Here is a 15,654-nt window from a genome sequence, read left to right on the forward strand (position 1 = left end):
GCCTCCTGCCGGACGAGAACGTCCGGACGACGACATCCGGACGAGGGCATCACTCCCGTCCCACGCTAGGCCCGCCGTGTCGCCCGCGCATGGCGGCGCCCGGGTTGCGGGATCCGCGAGACCGTGCAGACGCGCTGGTCAGCGGGGTCGCAACGCGGTACCCGGTTGCGCTCCGGGGGACTGGCGCCACGTCGCCATCTGCTTCCGGAAGGTCGGACACACCAGGATGTCCTCCTTGCCGCACTGGACGGCATGGGCCAGGAGCTGGTGGGCGTGGTCGAGGTCGACCATACGTTGCTCGATCTCGGCGAGCTTGGCCCGGATCAGCGCCTGTCTGCGCGGTTGGTCCTGCTGGAACTCTCTGATCTCGGCCAGCGTCAGTCCGGCTTGCTGACACTTGCGCAGCAGCACGATCCGCTCGGCGGCCTCCGGTGGATACCGCCGCTGGCCGCCTTGACGTTCCGGCTCGGGCAGCAGTCCGTGGCGTTCCCAGAAACGGATGGCCGACGCGGGGACCTGGGTCATTTCGGCCAGCCGACCGATCGTCAAACGCATACTCCGCCCGTCCTTCCGCCCGACGCTTGACTTGAACCTTAGTTCAAGTTGAAGAGTGGCCTGCATACGGGACGGCGGCGCACGAGTAGCCGTCGGCAGACAACTTCGGAGATGAAGAAGTGAACGAGATGACAGATACGTATGACGTGACGGACCGGGCTCGCCAGCTCGTCGAGGCCGCGAGGCAGCTCTTCCTGGCCGGGGTGATGTCGCACTCCGGGCACGCCAACCTGAGCGTCAGGATCGATGCCGAGCGCTTCCTGTTGACCCCGGGGTTCGTCCGCGATCTGCGGCCCGAGCAGTTGGCGACGGTGAGCCTCGACGGTCGGGTCCTCGCGGGCGAGTTGCAGTCCGTCAGTGCCGAGATCATCAGCATGCACAGCACTGTCTACCGTGCTCGCCCGCAGGTGGGCGCGGTGATCCACACCCACTCGCCCGCCGCGACGGCCTTCGCCGTGGCCCATCGGCCGCTGCCGTGCCGCACCGAGCCGATGCTGCGTTTCGGGCAGGCCGAGGAGGTACCGGTGGTGGCATGGGGACCTCGTGGGTCCGACGTCTCGGTGCGGGGTGTGGCCGAGGTCCTGGAGCGACGCCCGACGACGGCCGCGGTGCTGCTCGCCAACCACGGCCTGCTGGTGTTCGGCCCCGACTCGGCGGCCACCGCCCACCTCGTAGTGGCGATCGAGGAAAGCGCGGAGGCGGAGATCGCCGCGACGGCGCTCGGCGGCGCCGTGGACTTCCCCGAAGGCGCCCTGGAAGACGTACGAGCGGCGATAGCGCGGGTCTCGGCATGACGGACGACGCTCTCACTCAACCTGCGGAGGCCATACGTATCGAGACTGTCCGGGATCGCTATCGCGCGACCTTCGGGGCCGTGCCCAGCGGCGTGGCGGCCCGTCTGCGCGTGGCCCGGGCTCTCGGCCGACTCGACACGGAAGAGGCGTTCGCCGAGCTGCGGCACATTGTGTTGACCGACAATCCGTTGGGCGATCGGGTGCAGCAACTCGTCCACTTCGGGCAGCTGTTGGCTCTCGGCCGTACGGATCCGGCCCGCCTGCACGCACGCGGAGCACTTCACGCCGGTGCTGACCTGGTCGATCTCGTCGGGGTCGCCGAGACCGCACTCATCACCGCGGGTGCGCCGGCTTACGCGCTCGGCATCGAGATCATCGCCGAACTTCTGGAGGCTGAGGACCGTAAGAGTGTCTGAGGGGGCGTCCGGAGCGTCCGGGGCGCATCGGAGCCTCGGGCGCGCTCTCCTCTCCGCCCCGTTTCAGAACAGTCTCTTGCCATGACTAGTTTGCAATGCAAAGCTGACGGCATGGCAGACGCATCGGTGCCCTCGTCCGGCGCCCCTCATGAAGTCCTCGCCAACCTCGGCGAGTTGACCCGCAGAGTCCGTGCCGCTCAGCGCGGCACCTGGTTCCCGCTCCTGCTGTTGGGCGCGTTGACGCTGGGCGGGATCCTCGTCAACCGCCTCACCTTCAGCACCCGGACCGTCACCTGTCCGCAGCTCCACGGCTCGGCAGCCCCCGGTACGGACTGTGTCCTCATCAAGCAGGGTTCATCGCTCTACTGGACGCTCGCCCTGGTGCTCGCGTACGCCCTGACCGCGTTCTTCTACATCCGCCGTTCCCGCAGGCGCGGAGTCGGCAGCCCTGTCCGGCCGTACGTCCTCGCCGGGATCGGCCTCGTCGCCCTGGTGGCCGTCACCGAGTTCTCGGCCACCCGCCAGATAACCCCTGGTGCCACGGTCGACTTCTGGGGCCTGGACCTCAACCCCGACGCGGGCCTGACGGCCTTCCTCGAACGTTTCACCGGCGGGGCCGCATCCGTCGGGCTGCCGCTGCTTGTGCTGTCCTGGGTGGAACGAAACCGTGCCCTGCTGCTCTTCGCCCTTGCCTACCTGGCCCTGGAGCTGGCGCCGATCAGTTACGGCTGGGCGGGGATCGACGCCACCTCGCCCTGGTCGGCCCTGCCCCGCCTGGCCGTCCCGGGTGTGTTCCTCATGCTCGGCGCCCTCGGCTTCGCCCTGGCCCAGCGGCCCCGTAAGCTCACCACGTCATGAGCGACCAGATCGGCCAGTCCGACCAGCACCCCGTCAACGGCCTCGACGACGTCGTCCACCAGCGGGTCCGCCTCGGTGTCCTCACCGTCGCCCACCAGGCCCGCCGCGTCGAGTTCGGCTTCCTGCGCACCACCCTCGGCCTCACCGCCGGCAACCTCAGCCAGCACCTCGCCGTTCTGGAGAAGAACGGACTGATCGACATCGAGAAGGGGTACGAGGGCCGACGCCCCCGCACCTGGATCACGCTCACCTCCACCGGCGACCGAGCCCTCCAGGACGAGGTCGCCCACCTCAAACGCCTCATCCACCAGATCGAACACGGCAATCTAGGGTGACGGCGGAGGGAGACCGGGCCGCGTCCACCCCCGCGTCCAAGGACCGAGTCGTGTCGTTGTCGAAGCCCGGATTGTCGGCGGACACGCTCAGGAACTCCTCGTACATGTCCTCCATGAAGTGCCGGAACGACGGATGCCGCTCCGGGGGCGCCCCACGCCAACTGGCATACGTGTACACGGCCCACTCACCGCGGTCGTCGACGTCCTCCGGATCCAGCAGCACGTCCACCATGTCGGAATCCAGGGCCAGTTGGAGGGAGCGCGCCCACACCCCGGCCTCCCGGATCTCCTCTTCGTCCGCGTCCTCGCCGAGCTCCTCCAGCCAGTCCCTGCTCATGCCGTGCGGGTCGCCGCACCAGTCGATCCGCTCGGCCCCGGCCAACAGGTAGACGAAGCGCCCGGCGTGCCGCCAGCCGTCGGTTACCTGGAGGAACGACCGCAGCGACGGTGGCAGCGAGCGGCCTATCCGCTGCTCCAGCGCGACGATGCGCTCTTCCGTGGCCGGCCCGAACCCCAGCCAGCGCGCCGCCCAGGCGTCCCGGTCGTCGTCCCGTGCGTCCTGCTCCACGTTGTACGCATCGGCCCACTCCTGACTCCACCGCGTCAGGAAGGGCTGCCACTCGAATCTCAACATGGTTCCGATGGTGACACCCACCACTGACAATCCAACGGCGCGCGGTTTGGTGCCGAGTCTGAGGGTCAGTCGACTCGACCGGTGCCTCGGGGACCGCGCGTAACCCCATTGCCGACACGGGGAGCCTGGGCCATCAGCGGGTAACCAGGAGCCCGTCCACCAAGGCCCGGAGGCCGGGCGCATACGTGTCCTCGGCCGTCAGTGGTGCCCAGGCATTCGCGACCTGTGCCAGGCGCGGTAGCTCGGTCGGGTCGAGGGCGGCGAAGACCTGCTCCCGGTAAGTGGGGCGGTCGTCGTCCGTGCGTCGGCGGGTCGCTGTCCTGCGGACCACGATTTCTCCGGCTGTGTAGTACCAGATCGCGCGGTAGCCGTGGACGGCCTGTTCGGGGGAGAGGCCGCACCGGATCAGGCCGTCGACGATCTGTTCCACGAACCACAGGGCGGATGTGGACATCAGGTCGTCGGCGGTCAGTACCTCCACGATCCAGGGGCAGGCCGCGAGCGCCTCGTGGATCGTGGCTGCTGCGACGACGACCCGTTCGCGCGGCTCGGCGGGGAGTTCGGGCCGTTGCAGCGTCCGCGCGGCGTAGTCGTCGAGCAGCAGGACGAGCAGTTCTTCCTTGTTGCGGACGTGGTGGTAGAGCGCCATCGGCGTACTGCCGATCTCCGTTGCCAGCCGACGCATCGTCAGCCGGTCCACGCCCTCCGTGTCGATGATCCGGCGGGCCGTTTCGACCACCTCCTCGCGGGAGATGCGGGGAGGTCGGCCACGGGGTTTGCGCGGTGCGGACGGTTGCGACATGCCCTCATCATCCCTCAGGTGTCGACAACAGCGATCCTCTGCGGATATTTTCTATACATGTACAGAAACTTACGAGGGCGACCCGGCGTCGTGCTGGCGGCCGTAGCCGTTGCTCAATTCGCCGTCGCTCTGGACTTGTCCGTCGTCAACGTCGCGCTGCCCGCGATGCGCACCGCGCTGGGGTTCGCGCCGCTGGGACTGTCGTGGGTCGTGCATGCGTACGCGCTCACGCTCGGCGGATTTCTGCTGTTGGGGGGCCGTGCGTCCGACCTGTACGGGCGGCGTCGGTTGTTCGTGCTCGGTCTGGTCGTCTTCGGGCTGTGCTCGTTGGGGGGTGGGCTGGCTCAGGCGCCCTGGCAACTCATCGCCGCCCGCGCCGGGCAGGGACTCGGGGCGGCCGCGGCCACCCCCGCCGCGCTGGCGATGCTCACCACCACGTACACCGAAGGCCCGCAACGCGTACGCGCGCTCGGGGTGTGGAGTGGGGTGAACGCCGCCGGGGGAGCACTGGGTGTGCTGGCGGGTGGGCTGTTGACCGAGTACGCGGGGTGGCGGTGGGTGATGCTGATCAATCTGCCCATCGTGGCGGTGGCTCTCGCGCTGGTGCTCGCAGGTGTGCCCGCCGAAGTACGACCCGTGCGGCGCGAGAGGTTGGACGTGCTCGGCGCCGTCCTGGTGACGGGCGGGGTCGGGCTGCTGGTGCTCGATGTCGTCCGCGCCGACGCCCAAGGGTGGGGATCACCGGCCACGTTGGTGATGTTCGCCGCCTCGGTCTCCCTCCTGGCCGCCTTCGTCCTCGTCGAATCCCGGTCGTCCGCACCGTTGTTGCGCTTCGGACTGCTGCGCAGCCGCTGGGTCGCCGGGGCCAACGTGCTGGTGTTCTTCGCCGCGGCCGGGCAGTTCGCGGCGTTCTACTTCATCTCCCTGTATATGCAGCAGGTTCTGGGCATGGGGGCCGCGGCGACCGGCCTCGCGTTCCTGCCCTTCTCCGCGAGCCTGGTCGCGGGCACCGTCGTGGCGACCCGCGTCACCGCGACACGTACCCCGCGTGCGTCCCTGGTGCCCGGCGCCCTGCTCGCCGCCGCCGGCCTGGCCTGGTTCGCCTGCATCAGTCCCGACGGCGGATTCCTCACCGATGTGCTCGGCCCCTGTGTCGTCACCGGAGTCGGCGTGGGGCTGGTCATCGCGCCGATCGTCGTCGCGGCGACCACCGGCGTCGCCCCGTGCGAGGCCGGTATGGCCTCCGGCCTCATGAACAGCTCCCGCCAACTCGGCGGCTGCATCGGCCTGGCCGCCCTGGCGGCCATCGCCGCACACCGCACCGGCACCGCCACCGACCCCGCCGCGCTCAACGACGGCTACGCGCTGGGACTGGCCGTCGCCGCCGCCCTGTTCGTACTCGCGGCGGTCGTGGCGATCGTCGTGCTGCCCCGCCGCCGGGCCGACATACGTATCCCGAAATCCGTCGCCCCGACAGAGAATCTCCTGGAAGGAACGCCCTCATGACGACAACACCCATCTCGCCCGTTGACCTGTTTGCCTCGGCTCTGCACATCCACCCCGACGGCGATGTCCGAGTCGCCGAACGCCGGATGACGAGCAGCGAATCGGGCGCCTGGCAGATCGCGACGTTCCATGTGGAGACCGACGCCGACGTTCACGCCGACCACTGGGAGATGCATCCGGAGGCCGAGGAGGCGGTGTGCTGCCTGACCGGCGGCGTTCGCCTCTACTTCCGTCCCACCATGTCCGGCGGTGCGGAGGACGTGGTGCGGTTGGGGGCGGGCAGCGCCGTGGTCGTCCCGCGTGGCCGCTGGCACCGTCTGGAGTTGGACGCCCCCAGTGACCTGATGTCGATCACCCTTCGCCACGGCACCCGCCTCGAAAGGCGCGTGGACGCCAACTGAGAGACATGTGGCCCGGCGAGGTACTGCCGGGCCACTACGGCACGGTGACAGGGGGTCAGCTCGAAGCTCGCCCGACACCCTGTTTAGGGTTGTGTCCATGTCATGTACACGCACCACCGTTCTTACCGTCTTGCTGGCCAGCACGGCCCTGACCTCCTGTTCTTCCTCCGATTCAGGAGACGACAGCGGCAAACCCATCACCAAGGCCCTTGGCCAGGGCGACATCACGCAGGCGTTGCCCGGCAGTGGCGACGGACTCCCGGGCTGGGATCCTTACCACGGCAAGGGGGTCACGTCGGACGGTACGTATTGCACGGCGACGAAGCACGACGGGGAGAAGGAGACCTCTCCCAAGGGGTGGGTGCGAGGCGGCAGCACCACGTTCATCTACAACGGGTCCACCGACAACATGATGGACATCGACGTCTGCGAGTACGACACACCGGAGAACGCCAAGAGCGGCTACGCCGCCTGGAAGGGCACCGAGACGAAGAAGGAGCAGGCGCCCAAGAAGAAGCTGGGTGACGAGTCCGTCCTCCTGATCAACCCGGGGCTGAGCGAGGACGAGGCTGAGGGTTACGTCCTCTCGGGCGTCGTCAACATCCGCATCCGGCTCGACGGCGCCGCACAGGACACGGCCGGCGTCGAGGACATGCTCGCCACCACGCTCAAGCGTTTGCAGCAGGTCCAGGACGGCAAGCGCGCGACGGCCACGGCTGCCGAACAGAGCGGCAAGAAGCAGTAGTTCACGCCTCAGCGGCCGCACGCATCAGCAGATCTTTCGATAGGGCGCTTCGGGGATGAGCTGCTTCCACTGTGCCCTGTCGAAGCCGCCGCGTAGCCGTTCGCACAGATGCTGGGCGAGGGTCTGCGGCGCGGACGGGTACGCGTGCCAGGGGACACGTGGGCCCGCCGCGTACAGGGTGCCACTGTCGGCGCTGAAGGCGAGGGAGTAGACGGGGTCGCCATCGGTTGGCAGGGGGGTGCCGAGGGTGCGGTGGCTCAGTACATCCCACAGTTCCAGTGATCCGTCGCTCCCGGCCATGGCCAGTGTGCGACCGTCCGGGGAGAGGGCGAGTGCCGTTACCGTCACGGGCGTGTCGGTCAAACGCTGTACGTCCCGCTCCGCCAGGGCGAGGGGATCCGTCTCCCACCGCTCGTTGCCGTCCCACACGGCGATCGCGGGGTACATCGTCCCTGCTGCCGTCAACCCGTGGGCGCTCGTGGCCACCCCGCTTCGCAGATCCTCGGCGTGCGGGTGCAAGGTGGTGCGTCCGGTCTTGAGATCGGTGACGTAACCGCCTTCTGTGATCGCCCGCCGGTCCGTCGGGGGGAGTTGGAAGTACTCCCCCGGATCCTCGCCCACCACGGACATACTGCCGTCCTCGGGGTCCCAACGCTCAAGGCTCCGACGGCCGTTGATGGACCGGATCACCAGCAGGGCCTTGCCCGACGGGGTCAGGGCGATATCGCTCGTCTCCCCGAGGGGTCGCCCGGCCGGGGTGAGGTCCACGACGGCCTTGGTGTGGTGCTCGACCACGTCGTACAGCGTGATCTGCTGGTTCGGGTTGGGCTTTTCCCAACGGAACGAGCCGTACGCGAGTGTCCGGCCATCGGCGCTGAACGCCATGCGGGCACTGCAGTGGTCGGTGTCGGTGTCGGTGTCGGTGTCGGTGTCGGTGGCCGGGCAGGTCTTGGCGGGCAGGTGGGCGATGCTCTTTCCGGTTGTCGCGTCACGGAGTTCGAACGTCAGCCGGGAGCCGTGGCGCACCTGGGTGGCGAACACCTTGGCGTCGGGGCTGAACATCGCCCAGTCGACGGACGCCTTGTCATCCGACGAGCGTGCGACCTGGCGGATGTCCAGTGACCGTACGGTCACCTTGGAGCGGCCGCCGAGGTACCGCAGGAGGCCGCGTTCGGTGTCCAGCCTCAGCGTCCTGGCCTGTTCGTTCTCCAGGCGGTAGCGGAAGACAGGGGCCGAGGGGGCGGTGGTCCGCCAGATCAGGATCTCGTCTGCCGTGGCCGCTGCCAGCAACTTGCCGTCGTCGCTCAACTCGGCCTCACTGATGCCCCGTTGACTGATGCGAGCCTCCTCGTGGCCTGTGGTGATGTTCCACGACACCATGCCCTCGGTGGTCATCACGGCGAGGCTCTGTGGTCCATGGGTGAAACGCATACGGTGGAACGCGTCGGCGGCCGGACACCGGGCGAACGACCCGATGGAACCGGGGACGGGAAGTGCGCGTTTCGCCGCCATGTCCCAGACTTCGAGCGTGCCGCCCGCCGGGCACACGGCCAGGTAGCGCTCGTCGTCGCTCACCGCTGTGTGCGGCGCGGTGGGTGGATGCCCGGGTGCGTCCTTGAACAGCAGACGCCTTTGGGCCACGTCCCACACCTGGATGGTCGGGACGTCGTACGAATCGGTCAGGACCAGGGCGCGCCCGTCGGCCTGGAAGCGGCCGACGAGCAGGACCGATCCCGGAAACGTCTCCTCGGCGTGCTCGGTCAGGCCGTGGCCCCACAGTCGTACGCCGTCGCGGCCTTTGAGCAGGACCGTCTTGCCGTCCGGGCTCGCATCCATCGGGTCCGCGTTCACCGGATCGGTGGAGAGTGTGCGGTGGCCGTCGACGTTCCGCTGGACGACGTTGCCGTCCGTGCGGGTGGTGAGGGTGCGGCCGAAGCGGTCGAGGAAGTGCGGGGCGTCGGGATCGGGTCGGGGTTCGTTGTCGGTGTCCTGGTCGGGTCGGGACGCGGCTGCCAGGACGGCGGCGCGCGCCTCGGGCACGTGGGCGATCCGCCAGGCGGCCAGGCTCAGCCGCATGGCGGTCTGCGGGTCGCTCTGGTGCATGCTCTCGGCGAGCGCGGCGGCGGCGCGGGCGGCGGTCTGTCGGCCCTGCTCATCCCGGGCCCGGCCCTGCTGCCAGGCCGCCGTCGCCGCCACCAGAGCGAGCACGACCAGGATCGACAGCGCGGCGGTGACCGCACGTCGGGTGCGCCGGGCACGTCGACGTGCCCGGCGGCTTGCGGAGAGCAACGCGTCCTCCAGCGCCGTGAGTTCACCGCGCCGGGCGGGCGTATCGAAGGCGGTTTCAGCCTGGTCGAGACGCGTACCGCGCAGCAGTGCGCCGAAGTCGCGGCCCAGGTCCTGCCAGTCCCGCGAGGCCTCGGCGAGCTGGCGGTGGGCGCGCAGCCGCTCGCGGTCCTGGTCGATCCACCGGCGCAGCCGGGGCCAGGCGGTGATCAGCGCCTCATGGGTGAGATCGACAGACTGCCCGTCGAGGGCGATCAGCCGGGCGCGGGCGAGGTGCTCCAGGACCGGGGTGACCTGGGCCGGGTGAACAGCGTTCACTTCTTCGCGGTCGGTGGGGCGGCGGGTGTCGGGCGTGCCCTCGCCGGGGGTGATCAGGCGCAACAGGATCTGGCGGGCTACCTGCGCCTGCTCGTCGGGGAGTCGGCCGTACGCGGCCTCCGCGCTCTGGGCGATCGCGCCGTGGAGGCCCCCGGCCAGCTCGTACCCCTCCAGGGACAGGGTCCGGCCACGGCGGCGGCGCCAGGTTTCGAGCAGGGCGTGGGAGAGCAGCGGCAGGCTGCCGGGCTCGGCGGCCGCCTCCTCCAACACCCGGGCGGTCAGGGCGCGTTCGACCGTCAGCCCGTGCGCCGCAGCCGATTTGACGATCACCTCGCGCAGCTCGGTGGGCGTCAGCGGTCGTACGGGCAGGCTCGCCTCGCCGACGACGCAGGCGAGGTCGGGGTGTTCGAGGCAGTGGCCGTAGAAGTCGGCGCGTACTCCGAGGACCACCCGCAGTCTGCTGTCGTGCGTACGTCCGCTCATGAGCAGCTCGATGAACTCACCGCGCTCGGAGGCGTCGTGGCAGAGGGTGAAGACCTCTTCGAACTGGTCGACGATCAGCCAGGTGTCCCCGGCGGCCGGGTCCGGCACGAACAGCGCGTGGTGGTCGCGGACGGGGTGCGGGCCGGGAGTGAGGATGCGAATGGCGGCGGGTGGTGCGTGCGGGGCGCCCAGGGCGCGTAATCGGGGGATGAGCCCGGCGCGCAACAGCGAGGACTTGCCACTGCCCGACGGGCCCAGCACCGCGCTGACGCGATGCGCACAGGCCATCCGGGTCAGCGCGTCCGTGAGCCCGTCCCGGCCGAAGAACCGGTCCGCGTCGTCCGGTTCATACCGTGCGAGCCCCCGGAACGGCGGGACGGCGTCCTCGTCGTCCGCGTACGGCTCGGCGGCCTCCGCACGGGACGCCTCGCGCCAGCGCTCCTCCCACCCGGCGATGTCGGCGCCGCACGCTTGCACATAGGCCAGAACGACCGGAAGCGAGGGGAGTTTTTCGCCGGCGGCAGCCCGGGACAGAGCGGCGGCGGAGTACCCTGCGCCGCGTTCCATGGCCCGGTACGTCGGGCTCCCCGCCTCCTGCCGCAGCCGCCGCAACTCCTGGGCGAGGCGCTGTACGGGCCCGTCGGTCGGTTCGATCGGTTTCTCGCGGCGTCCCACTGTCTCCCCGTTGGGTGATCGGGTGAACTCACGGTATGGACCTGTCCTGGAGCGGACAAGGCGACTCCAGGACAGGTCGTGGCGCATCCACTCGCGCGTTCCGGCAGGTGATGCCGGAAGCCCGGTCCCGCAAGCCACCCCCGTGGGCGGCGGAACCGGCGCGCATCAGTGATTTCAACGGCTGTTGCATTGATGCGCAGGCCCTGTTCGTGCGGGTAATCAACCCGGGTGGGCGATGTGCGCACGGGAGCGATCGCAAGAGGCGTGCATGGCCGCAGAACTGAACCGCGGCATGCCCGCCCATCGCCTTGAACTTCCCAAGCCGTCATGCTCGTTGGCATGACTGCCAGAGGGAAACGCGCGCTCGCCCTGGCCGCTTGTGGTGCGCTCGCCGTCGGCTCCCGGACCCGTCGGCGGCCGTCGGCCCGCCGGCGCCGCAGGACCACGTACAGGCCGCCATCACCGTGCTGGGGCGGCGGCCCGTACGGACTGAGCCGTTCCGTATCGATCTGCGCGACACCGACTTACGCGGCCTGGACCTCCAGGGCGCCCGTCTGGAACGAGCACGCCTGGCCGGCGCGCGTCTGGACGAGGCGGACCTGTCGCACGCCCGTCTGTAGGACGCCTGGCTTCCCGAGGTCCAACTCGCGGGTGCGTGGCTGACGGAATCCCATCTGGAGCGCAGCAATCCGAGAGGCGCGCAACTGGCACACGCCCACCTGCACGGGACGCATCTCGCGGCTGCGGACCTGCGTCGCGCCGATCTCCGCGAAGCCACCGGCCTCACGGCCGACCAACTGGCCGGAGCCCGGATCGATGCGACGACAAGGGTGCCGACCGGCCTTGCACCCGAGGGCGTGTGAAACCGTCAACTGGCCATGGTCCAGAAGAAGCTGAGGAAGCCCAGGAAGAACAGGAGAGACAGTCCCGCCACGGCTGCCACGCTGAGGACGGCCTTCATCACGGTCTCGGCGACCTGATGGTGGTCGGCGGGGCGCATGGGGACTCGGGGGTCGTTCTCGAATGTGGTCACGGAGACAGCCTGCCGATCGGGGTGACGGCAGGCCATCCGTACAACTACTCAGACATACCCATGAGTTGATAGGTCACGCTGTGCGGCACAACGCCGTGGAGAGTACCTTCATCGAGGCCGCCCCCTCCGCGTCGGTCATGGTCAGGCCCACGTTGACGGACAGGGTGACCTGGCGCTTGCCGTCCGCCGAGGTGAAGCTGAAGGTCTGGAATCCGACGACCTCGCCCGTGTGGCCGACGACCGGCCCGTCGGACGGGCAGATGTTGCCGTTGCTCTCCAGGCCCAGGCCGTACGAGCGGTTGGGGCGCTCGGGGTTCATGGGGTGCAGGGTGCGCATCTCCTTCATCACGCGGGGCGGCAGCAGTCGGCCGTCGAGGAGCGCCTTGTAGAAGGTGTTGAGGTCGTGCGTGGTGGAGATGAGGGTCCCGGCGGCCCAGTACGCGGCGGGGCTGAACTCGGTGAGGTCGGTGGGCGCGGCACCCGTTCCCCGGCCGTCGAGCCAGTCGTAGCCGTGCATGTGCGCACCTGCCAGACGCGCGTCGGTCGGGAAGGATGTGCCCTTCAGGTGCAGGGGCCGCAGGATGCGGTGGTCGATCGCGTGCCCGAGCGACTGCCCGGTGACGTGCTCGACGAGGAGACCGAGGACGACGTAGTTGGTGTTGGAGTACTCCCACGTCGTGCCCGGCGCGGGCCTGTTGGGTATGTCGGCGATGAGTGCGATGAGCTGGCGCGGGGTGTACGTGGCCTTCTGCGCGGCCCGCACCGGGTCGGGCTTCTTCAGCAGTTCGTCGCTGTAGTTGGCCAGCCCGCTGGTGTGATTGAGCAGCTGGCGCACGGTGATGTGCGCGCCGTTGGGCACCACGCCGGGCAGCTGCCGCTCGATGTCGTCGTCGAGATTCACCTTGCCCTCGGCCACGAGCTGAAGGACGACGGTGGCCACGAAGGTCTTGGTCACACTCCCGGCCCGGAAACGGTCCCCGGCGTGGGCGGCGCGCCCGCTCCCCAGGTCGGCGGTCCCGCTGCTGCCCTTCCACACCCCGCGCCCGTCCCGCACCTCGGCAATGGCCCCGGGTATACCGGCGGCGACGGTGGCGTCGAGCGCCTGCTGGAGCGCGGCCCGGTCAGTACCGGCACTCGACGCGGGCGCGGCCGCCACGGCGGGAGTGGCGACGGGGATGAGCAGAGCGGCGGCAAGAAGCGCGGAGGCGGCTGCGGCCTTGCGGTGGGACATGGAGTGACGGCCTCATCTGAAGTGAAGTGGTTGGTGTGGCTGACGTTGCTTCAGCTTAGGCCGGTGGGGGTGTTCCGGTGATCATGAGCAGGGATGAGCGACGGGCCTCGCATCCCTTAAGGGAAACCCCAGGTGGTGAGTGGGGTGGCGGGTGTTCCACGTAATGGACAGCTGCCTGCTGCGAGCAGTGGGACTGAGATACTCCCGGCCATGGATGCTGAGGTGGTGGGGGCCGTGGCGGCGGATGCGGACGGCCGTCCGGGCTGGGTGCTGCGTACCGGCGTGGCGGAGGACATCGAGGTGATCGCCGAGCTGCGGGCCGAGGTCATGCGCGCCGATCTGGAACGCCTCGGTCGTTACGACGAGCACCGGGTGCGGCAGCGGCTGCGGGATTCGTTCTCCACGCGGTATACGTCCGTCATCGCGCTCGACGGCGAACTCATAGGGTGCGTCACCGTCCGGCCCGCCGACGGTATGCAGTGGCTGGAGCACTTCTACCTTGCGGCGCATCATCAGGGCCGAGGACTCGGGGCCGATGTCCTGCGTACGGTGCTGGCACGGACCGACGCGGAGGGTATGAGCGTGGGTCTGCACGTACTGCAGGGCAGCGCTGCTCGCCGGCTCTACGAGCGCCATGGATTCGTCGTGAAATCCCAGGACCCGATCGACGTCTTCATGGTGCGCCAGCCCGGGGCGACGGCGAGGACCGCTGTGGGGGCCTGAGCTGCATCCCCCCAGAAATCCCGTACGTACTGCACCAGCACGCAGTGCAGTACGTATCGAGTCATCTAGGGGCCGATACCTCAGCTGGGGCCTCAGTCCAGTGCCCGCCGCTCCAGCAGCGTGCGGTCCAGGCGACGGCTCACGCTGTCCACGAGGCCGAGGTCCGTGAGGCGTTCCTCGATGTACTGCTGGACCGGTAGCACCACTCCGCACCGGGACAGGCCGGACACGGGGTCCCGCCAGCGTTGTTCGGGGGTGGATTCCGCTGCGAAGAAACCGGAACAGGAGCCGAAGTAGCGGCAGCCGGTACAGGTGTCCCGGACCCTGTCCCGCGACTGGCGCAGTGCCTCGCCGAAAGTCGGGGAGCGGCGCATGCCGGCGAGGGATTGGGTGAAGATGTCGCCGTGACGCAGCGTCAGGTCGTACGCGTCGCCGTTCGAGTACACGGATCCGTCCGTGTCGATGACGAGAATGGTCTCCCCGCGCTCCTTGTCGTAGAAGCGCTGCTCTCCTTCGCCGTGCAAGGCGTGCACGACGTTGGCCGCGTAACCCTCGATCGGCTCGACGTTGATGAAGCTGTCCGAGACCAGCCAGCGGTCGGTGAGTGTCTTGAGCGCGCCGACGATCTCCTCGGACGAGAGCTCGTGGTCCGCCTGCTGTCCCGGATAGCCCGTACGGTAGATGGGCAGGAGCCGGAAGCCCAGGTCCATGTCCTCGAAGAAGCGGTGGATGTCGGCGACATGAGGTGCCGTGGAGCGGGACAGCACGGTGATGCAGCCGAAGTTCAAACCCTCGTCCATCAGGCGCTGCATATGGGCGAGGACCCGTGGCTGCGCCTGGCGGCCTGCGACGTTGACGCGCTGGCCGCCGACCAGGTCCACCGATACACCCACGTCGTCGAAGACATCCCGCATCAGGGTGAGGTCGTCGTCGGTGAGGCGGTAGAGGTTGGTCTGCACGGAGTTTCCGTAGGGGATCCCGGCGGGCTCCAGGAACTCCTGCTGGGCCCGTTTGACCTCGTAGTAGAACTCGTGCGGCATCAGCAGGGGTTCCCCGCCGTGCCACACGAAGTCCGCCGTCCGGTCCGGCTGGTCCGCCAGCCACTCGCCCACGTGCTTGATCATGTTCCTGACCTGCGGAACTGTCATCGCCGTTCGGTCGCCGAGCGACGGGAACTCGTAGCAGTAGCGGCACCGCAGGTTGCAGAACTTGGAGACCTTGACGACGAGTTGCAGGTATGGCGGCGTCTCCTCCCGCGCCGACGGGCGGCCCTCTCGCCGGCCCTCGGCCGTGCCGACGCTCATGCGGACCCGGCTCCCAGCGCCGACTTCAGCCGCAGGTACGCCTCGGTGACGCGCTGGCGACGCGGAGCGGGGTCGCGGCCCTCGCGGTGCGTGACGAAGCCCGCCCGGCGCGGCCCCTTGTCCAGGAACCTCTCGTGCCAGCCGTCGCCCGTACGGGGTCCCTCGACCCAGAAGTCCGGGTAGTCCGGCCACATCCGCTCGGCGGGCCGCAGCCCGTCGACGATCGCCAGCCGCTCCCGCTGCTCCTGCCCGGACCCGTCGGCCGGCGGCTCGTTCGGTCCGCCCGTGCGCTGGAGCGCGAGCAGCCGCAGATACGCGCTGCGGGAGACGGCCTGTGACTCGTTTACGTCCTGCTCGGTAGGTGTCCTTCCGGTCCTTCCGGCCATGGTGACCACCCTTCTCGCTCTGTCGGCCCGCTGATGCCGGCGTCCGTTCAGAATCATGAAAACTGGCCGGAAAAGTGCTGCCAACCCCCCAATATTGGGGGGTGTCTCAGCGTCCTGGCAGCACCTGAGACTGGTTGCCCCAGTCCAGCAATCGGCTTCGGACACGATG

General features: G+C 69.1%; 18 protein-coding genes. 10 read left to right on the forward strand and 8 right to left on the reverse strand.

All coding sequences use genetic code 11. The features are described 5' to 3' along the window. Positions 1-138 precede the first annotated feature (138 nt). Positions 139-621, reverse strand: coding sequence for a MerR family transcriptional regulator (locus ACT1U9_RS30875; RefSeq protein WP_444535910.1), 483 nt, complete (start codon positions 619-621; stop codon positions 139-141). A 62-nt stretch (positions 622-683) separates the two neighbouring features. Between ACT1U9_RS30875 and ACT1U9_RS30880 the strand changes: the two genes are divergently transcribed. From ACT1U9_RS30880 to ACT1U9_RS30895, 4 genes are all read left to right on the forward strand, one after another. Further along, complete coding sequence (locus tag ACT1U9_RS30880) at positions 684-1,349, forward strand: class II aldolase/adducin family protein (RefSeq protein ID WP_444535911.1); 666 nt, start codon at positions 684-686, stop codon at positions 1,347-1,349. Next, entirely contained in the window at positions 1,346-1,765 is a 420-nt protein-coding gene (locus ACT1U9_RS30885; RefSeq protein ID WP_444535912.1) for a carboxymuconolactone decarboxylase family protein, read from the forward strand. The genes ACT1U9_RS30880 and ACT1U9_RS30885 overlap by 4 nt, the downstream gene beginning before the upstream one ends. 111 nt (positions 1,766-1,876) lie before the next feature. After that, positions 1,877-2,623 (forward strand): hypothetical protein, encoded by a 747-nt coding sequence (locus tag ACT1U9_RS30890; RefSeq protein ID WP_444535913.1) that lies wholly within the window; start codon positions 1,877-1,879, stop codon positions 2,621-2,623. Beyond that, entirely contained in the window at positions 2,620-2,958 is a 339-nt protein-coding gene (locus ACT1U9_RS30895; RefSeq protein ID WP_444535914.1) for a winged helix-turn-helix domain-containing protein, read from the forward strand. The genes ACT1U9_RS30890 and ACT1U9_RS30895 overlap by 4 nt, the downstream gene beginning before the upstream one ends. On the opposite strand, the gene ACT1U9_RS30900 is transcribed toward ACT1U9_RS30895, so the two are convergent. Together ACT1U9_RS30900 and ACT1U9_RS30905 are read right to left on the reverse strand one after the other, a co-directional pair. Then, the gene (locus ACT1U9_RS30900) at positions 2,924-3,592 is read right to left on the reverse strand and encodes an SMI1/KNR4 family protein (protein WP_444535915.1); all 669 of its coding nucleotides are present in this window, start codon (positions 3,590-3,592) and stop codon (positions 2,924-2,926) included. The genes ACT1U9_RS30895 and ACT1U9_RS30900 overlap by 35 nt on opposite strands. Positions 3,593-3,725: 133 nt before the next feature. After that, positions 3,726-4,394: a TetR/AcrR family transcriptional regulator gene (locus tag ACT1U9_RS30905; RefSeq protein WP_444535916.1), complete on the reverse strand. Its 669-nt coding sequence runs from the start codon at positions 4,392-4,394 to the stop codon at positions 3,726-3,728. A 57-nt stretch (positions 4,395-4,451) separates the two neighbouring features. Here ACT1U9_RS30905 and ACT1U9_RS30910 point away from each other — a divergent pair, with 57 nt between their 5' ends. The 3 genes from ACT1U9_RS30910 to ACT1U9_RS30920 all read left to right on the forward strand — a co-directional run bounded on the left by ACT1U9_RS30910 (position 4,452) and on the right by ACT1U9_RS30920 (position 7,046). Beyond that, the gene (locus ACT1U9_RS30910) at positions 4,452-5,900 is read left to right on the forward strand and encodes an MFS transporter (RefSeq protein WP_444535917.1); all 1,449 of its coding nucleotides are present in this window, start codon (positions 4,452-4,454) and stop codon (positions 5,898-5,900) included. After that, on the forward strand, positions 5,897-6,301 hold the full coding sequence (locus ACT1U9_RS30915) for a cupin domain-containing protein (RefSeq protein WP_444535918.1): 405 nt from the start codon (positions 5,897-5,899) through the stop codon (positions 6,299-6,301). The genes ACT1U9_RS30910 and ACT1U9_RS30915 overlap by 4 nt, the downstream gene beginning before the upstream one ends. Before the next feature lie 130 nt (positions 6,302-6,431). Then, entirely contained in the window at positions 6,432-7,046 is a 615-nt protein-coding gene (locus ACT1U9_RS30920; RefSeq protein ID WP_444535919.1) for a hypothetical protein, read from the forward strand. Positions 7,047-7,070: 24 nt separating this feature from the next. Here ACT1U9_RS30920 and ACT1U9_RS30925 read toward each other — a convergent pair whose 3' ends face one another. Beyond that, positions 7,071-10,808, reverse strand: a complete 3,738-nt coding sequence (locus ACT1U9_RS30925) for an nSTAND1 domain-containing NTPase (RefSeq protein ID WP_444535920.1) — start codon at positions 10,806-10,808, stop codon at positions 7,071-7,073. 377 nt (positions 10,809-11,185) lie between these two features. Between ACT1U9_RS30925 and ACT1U9_RS30930 the strand changes: the two genes are divergently transcribed. Next, positions 11,186-11,428 carry a pentapeptide repeat-containing protein gene (locus ACT1U9_RS30930; RefSeq protein ID WP_444535921.1) on the forward strand — a complete coding sequence of 81 codons (243 nt, stop codon included), beginning with the start codon at positions 11,186-11,188 and terminating at the stop codon, positions 11,426-11,428. A gap of 84 nt (positions 11,429-11,512) precedes the next feature. After that, the gene (locus ACT1U9_RS30935; RefSeq protein WP_444539298.1) at positions 11,513-11,671 is read left to right on the forward strand and encodes a pentapeptide repeat-containing protein; all 159 of its coding nucleotides are present in this window, start codon (positions 11,513-11,515) and stop codon (positions 11,669-11,671) included. A 5-nt stretch (positions 11,672-11,676) separates the two neighbouring features. Here the strand turns inward: ACT1U9_RS30935 and ACT1U9_RS30940 are convergent, their stop codons facing one another. Continuing rightward, positions 11,677-11,841: a hypothetical protein gene (locus ACT1U9_RS30940; RefSeq protein ID WP_444535922.1), complete on the reverse strand. Its 165-nt coding sequence runs from the start codon at positions 11,839-11,841 to the stop codon at positions 11,677-11,679. A 73-nt stretch (positions 11,842-11,914) separates the two neighbouring features. Then, positions 11,915-13,072 carry a serine hydrolase domain-containing protein gene (locus ACT1U9_RS30945; RefSeq protein ID WP_444535923.1) on the reverse strand — a complete coding sequence of 386 codons (1,158 nt, stop codon included), beginning with the start codon at positions 13,070-13,072 and terminating at the stop codon, positions 11,915-11,917. Positions 13,073-13,282: 210 nt separating this feature from the next. Between ACT1U9_RS30945 and ACT1U9_RS30950 the strand changes: the two genes are divergently transcribed. Continuing rightward, entirely contained in the window at positions 13,283-13,795 is a 513-nt protein-coding gene (locus ACT1U9_RS30950; RefSeq protein WP_444535924.1) for a GNAT family N-acetyltransferase, read from the forward strand. A gap of 92 nt (positions 13,796-13,887) precedes the next feature. Here the strand turns inward: ACT1U9_RS30950 and ACT1U9_RS30955 are convergent, their stop codons facing one another. Next, positions 13,888-15,099 carry a radical SAM protein gene (locus tag ACT1U9_RS30955; RefSeq protein WP_444535925.1) on the reverse strand — a complete coding sequence of 404 codons (1,212 nt, stop codon included), beginning with the start codon at positions 15,097-15,099 and terminating at the stop codon, positions 13,888-13,890. Then, entirely contained in the window at positions 15,096-15,485 is a 390-nt protein-coding gene (locus tag ACT1U9_RS30960; protein WP_444535926.1) for a hypothetical protein, read from the reverse strand. The genes ACT1U9_RS30955 and ACT1U9_RS30960 overlap by 4 nt, the downstream gene beginning before the upstream one ends. Positions 15,486-15,654: the final 169 nt, after the last annotated feature.

It is taken from the genome of Streptomyces sp. BR1 (assembly GCF_052373795.1).
Taxonomy (GTDB): domain Bacteria; phylum Actinomycetota; class Actinomycetes; order Streptomycetales; family Streptomycetaceae; genus Streptomyces.

What these genes read in the sequence shown, in the direction of transcription:
- ACT1U9_RS30875 (WP_444535910.1), bottom strand. Translation starts at nt 621, where the DNA reads ATGCAGGCCACTCTTCAACTTGAACTAAGGTTCAAGTCAAGCGTCGGG.
- ACT1U9_RS30880 (WP_444535911.1), top strand. Translation starts at nt 684, where the DNA reads ATGACAGATACGTATGACGTGACGGACCGGGCTCGCCAGCTCGTCGAG.
- ACT1U9_RS30885 (WP_444535912.1), top strand. Translation starts at nt 1,346, where the DNA reads ATGACGGACGACGCTCTCACTCAACCTGCGGAGGCCATACGTATCGAG.
- ACT1U9_RS30890 (WP_444535913.1), top strand. Translation starts at nt 1,877, where the DNA reads ATGGCAGACGCATCGGTGCCCTCGTCCGGCGCCCCTCATGAAGTCCTC.
- ACT1U9_RS30895 (WP_444535914.1), top strand. Translation starts at nt 2,620, where the DNA reads ATGAGCGACCAGATCGGCCAGTCCGACCAGCACCCCGTCAACGGCCTC.
- ACT1U9_RS30900 (WP_444535915.1), bottom strand. Translation starts at nt 3,592, where the DNA reads ATGTTGAGATTCGAGTGGCAGCCCTTCCTGACGCGGTGGAGTCAGGAG.
- ACT1U9_RS30905 (WP_444535916.1), bottom strand. Translation starts at nt 4,394, where the DNA reads ATGTCGCAACCGTCCGCACCGCGCAAACCCCGTGGCCGACCTCCCCGC.
- ACT1U9_RS30910 (WP_444535917.1), top strand. Translation starts at nt 4,452, where the DNA reads ATGTACAGAAACTTACGAGGGCGACCCGGCGTCGTGCTGGCGGCCGTA.
- ACT1U9_RS30915 (WP_444535918.1), top strand. Translation starts at nt 5,897, where the DNA reads ATGACGACAACACCCATCTCGCCCGTTGACCTGTTTGCCTCGGCTCTG.
- ACT1U9_RS30945 (WP_444535923.1), bottom strand. Translation starts at nt 13,072, where the DNA reads ATGTCCCACCGCAAGGCCGCAGCCGCCTCCGCGCTTCTTGCCGCCGCT.
- ACT1U9_RS30950 (WP_444535924.1), top strand. Translation starts at nt 13,283, where the DNA reads ATGGATGCTGAGGTGGTGGGGGCCGTGGCGGCGGATGCGGACGGCCGT.
- ACT1U9_RS30955 (WP_444535925.1), bottom strand. Translation starts at nt 15,099, where the DNA reads ATGAGCGTCGGCACGGCCGAGGGCCGGCGAGAGGGCCGCCCGTCGGCG.
- ACT1U9_RS30960 (WP_444535926.1), bottom strand. Translation starts at nt 15,485, where the DNA reads ATGGCCGGAAGGACCGGAAGGACACCTACCGAGCAGGACGTAAACGAG.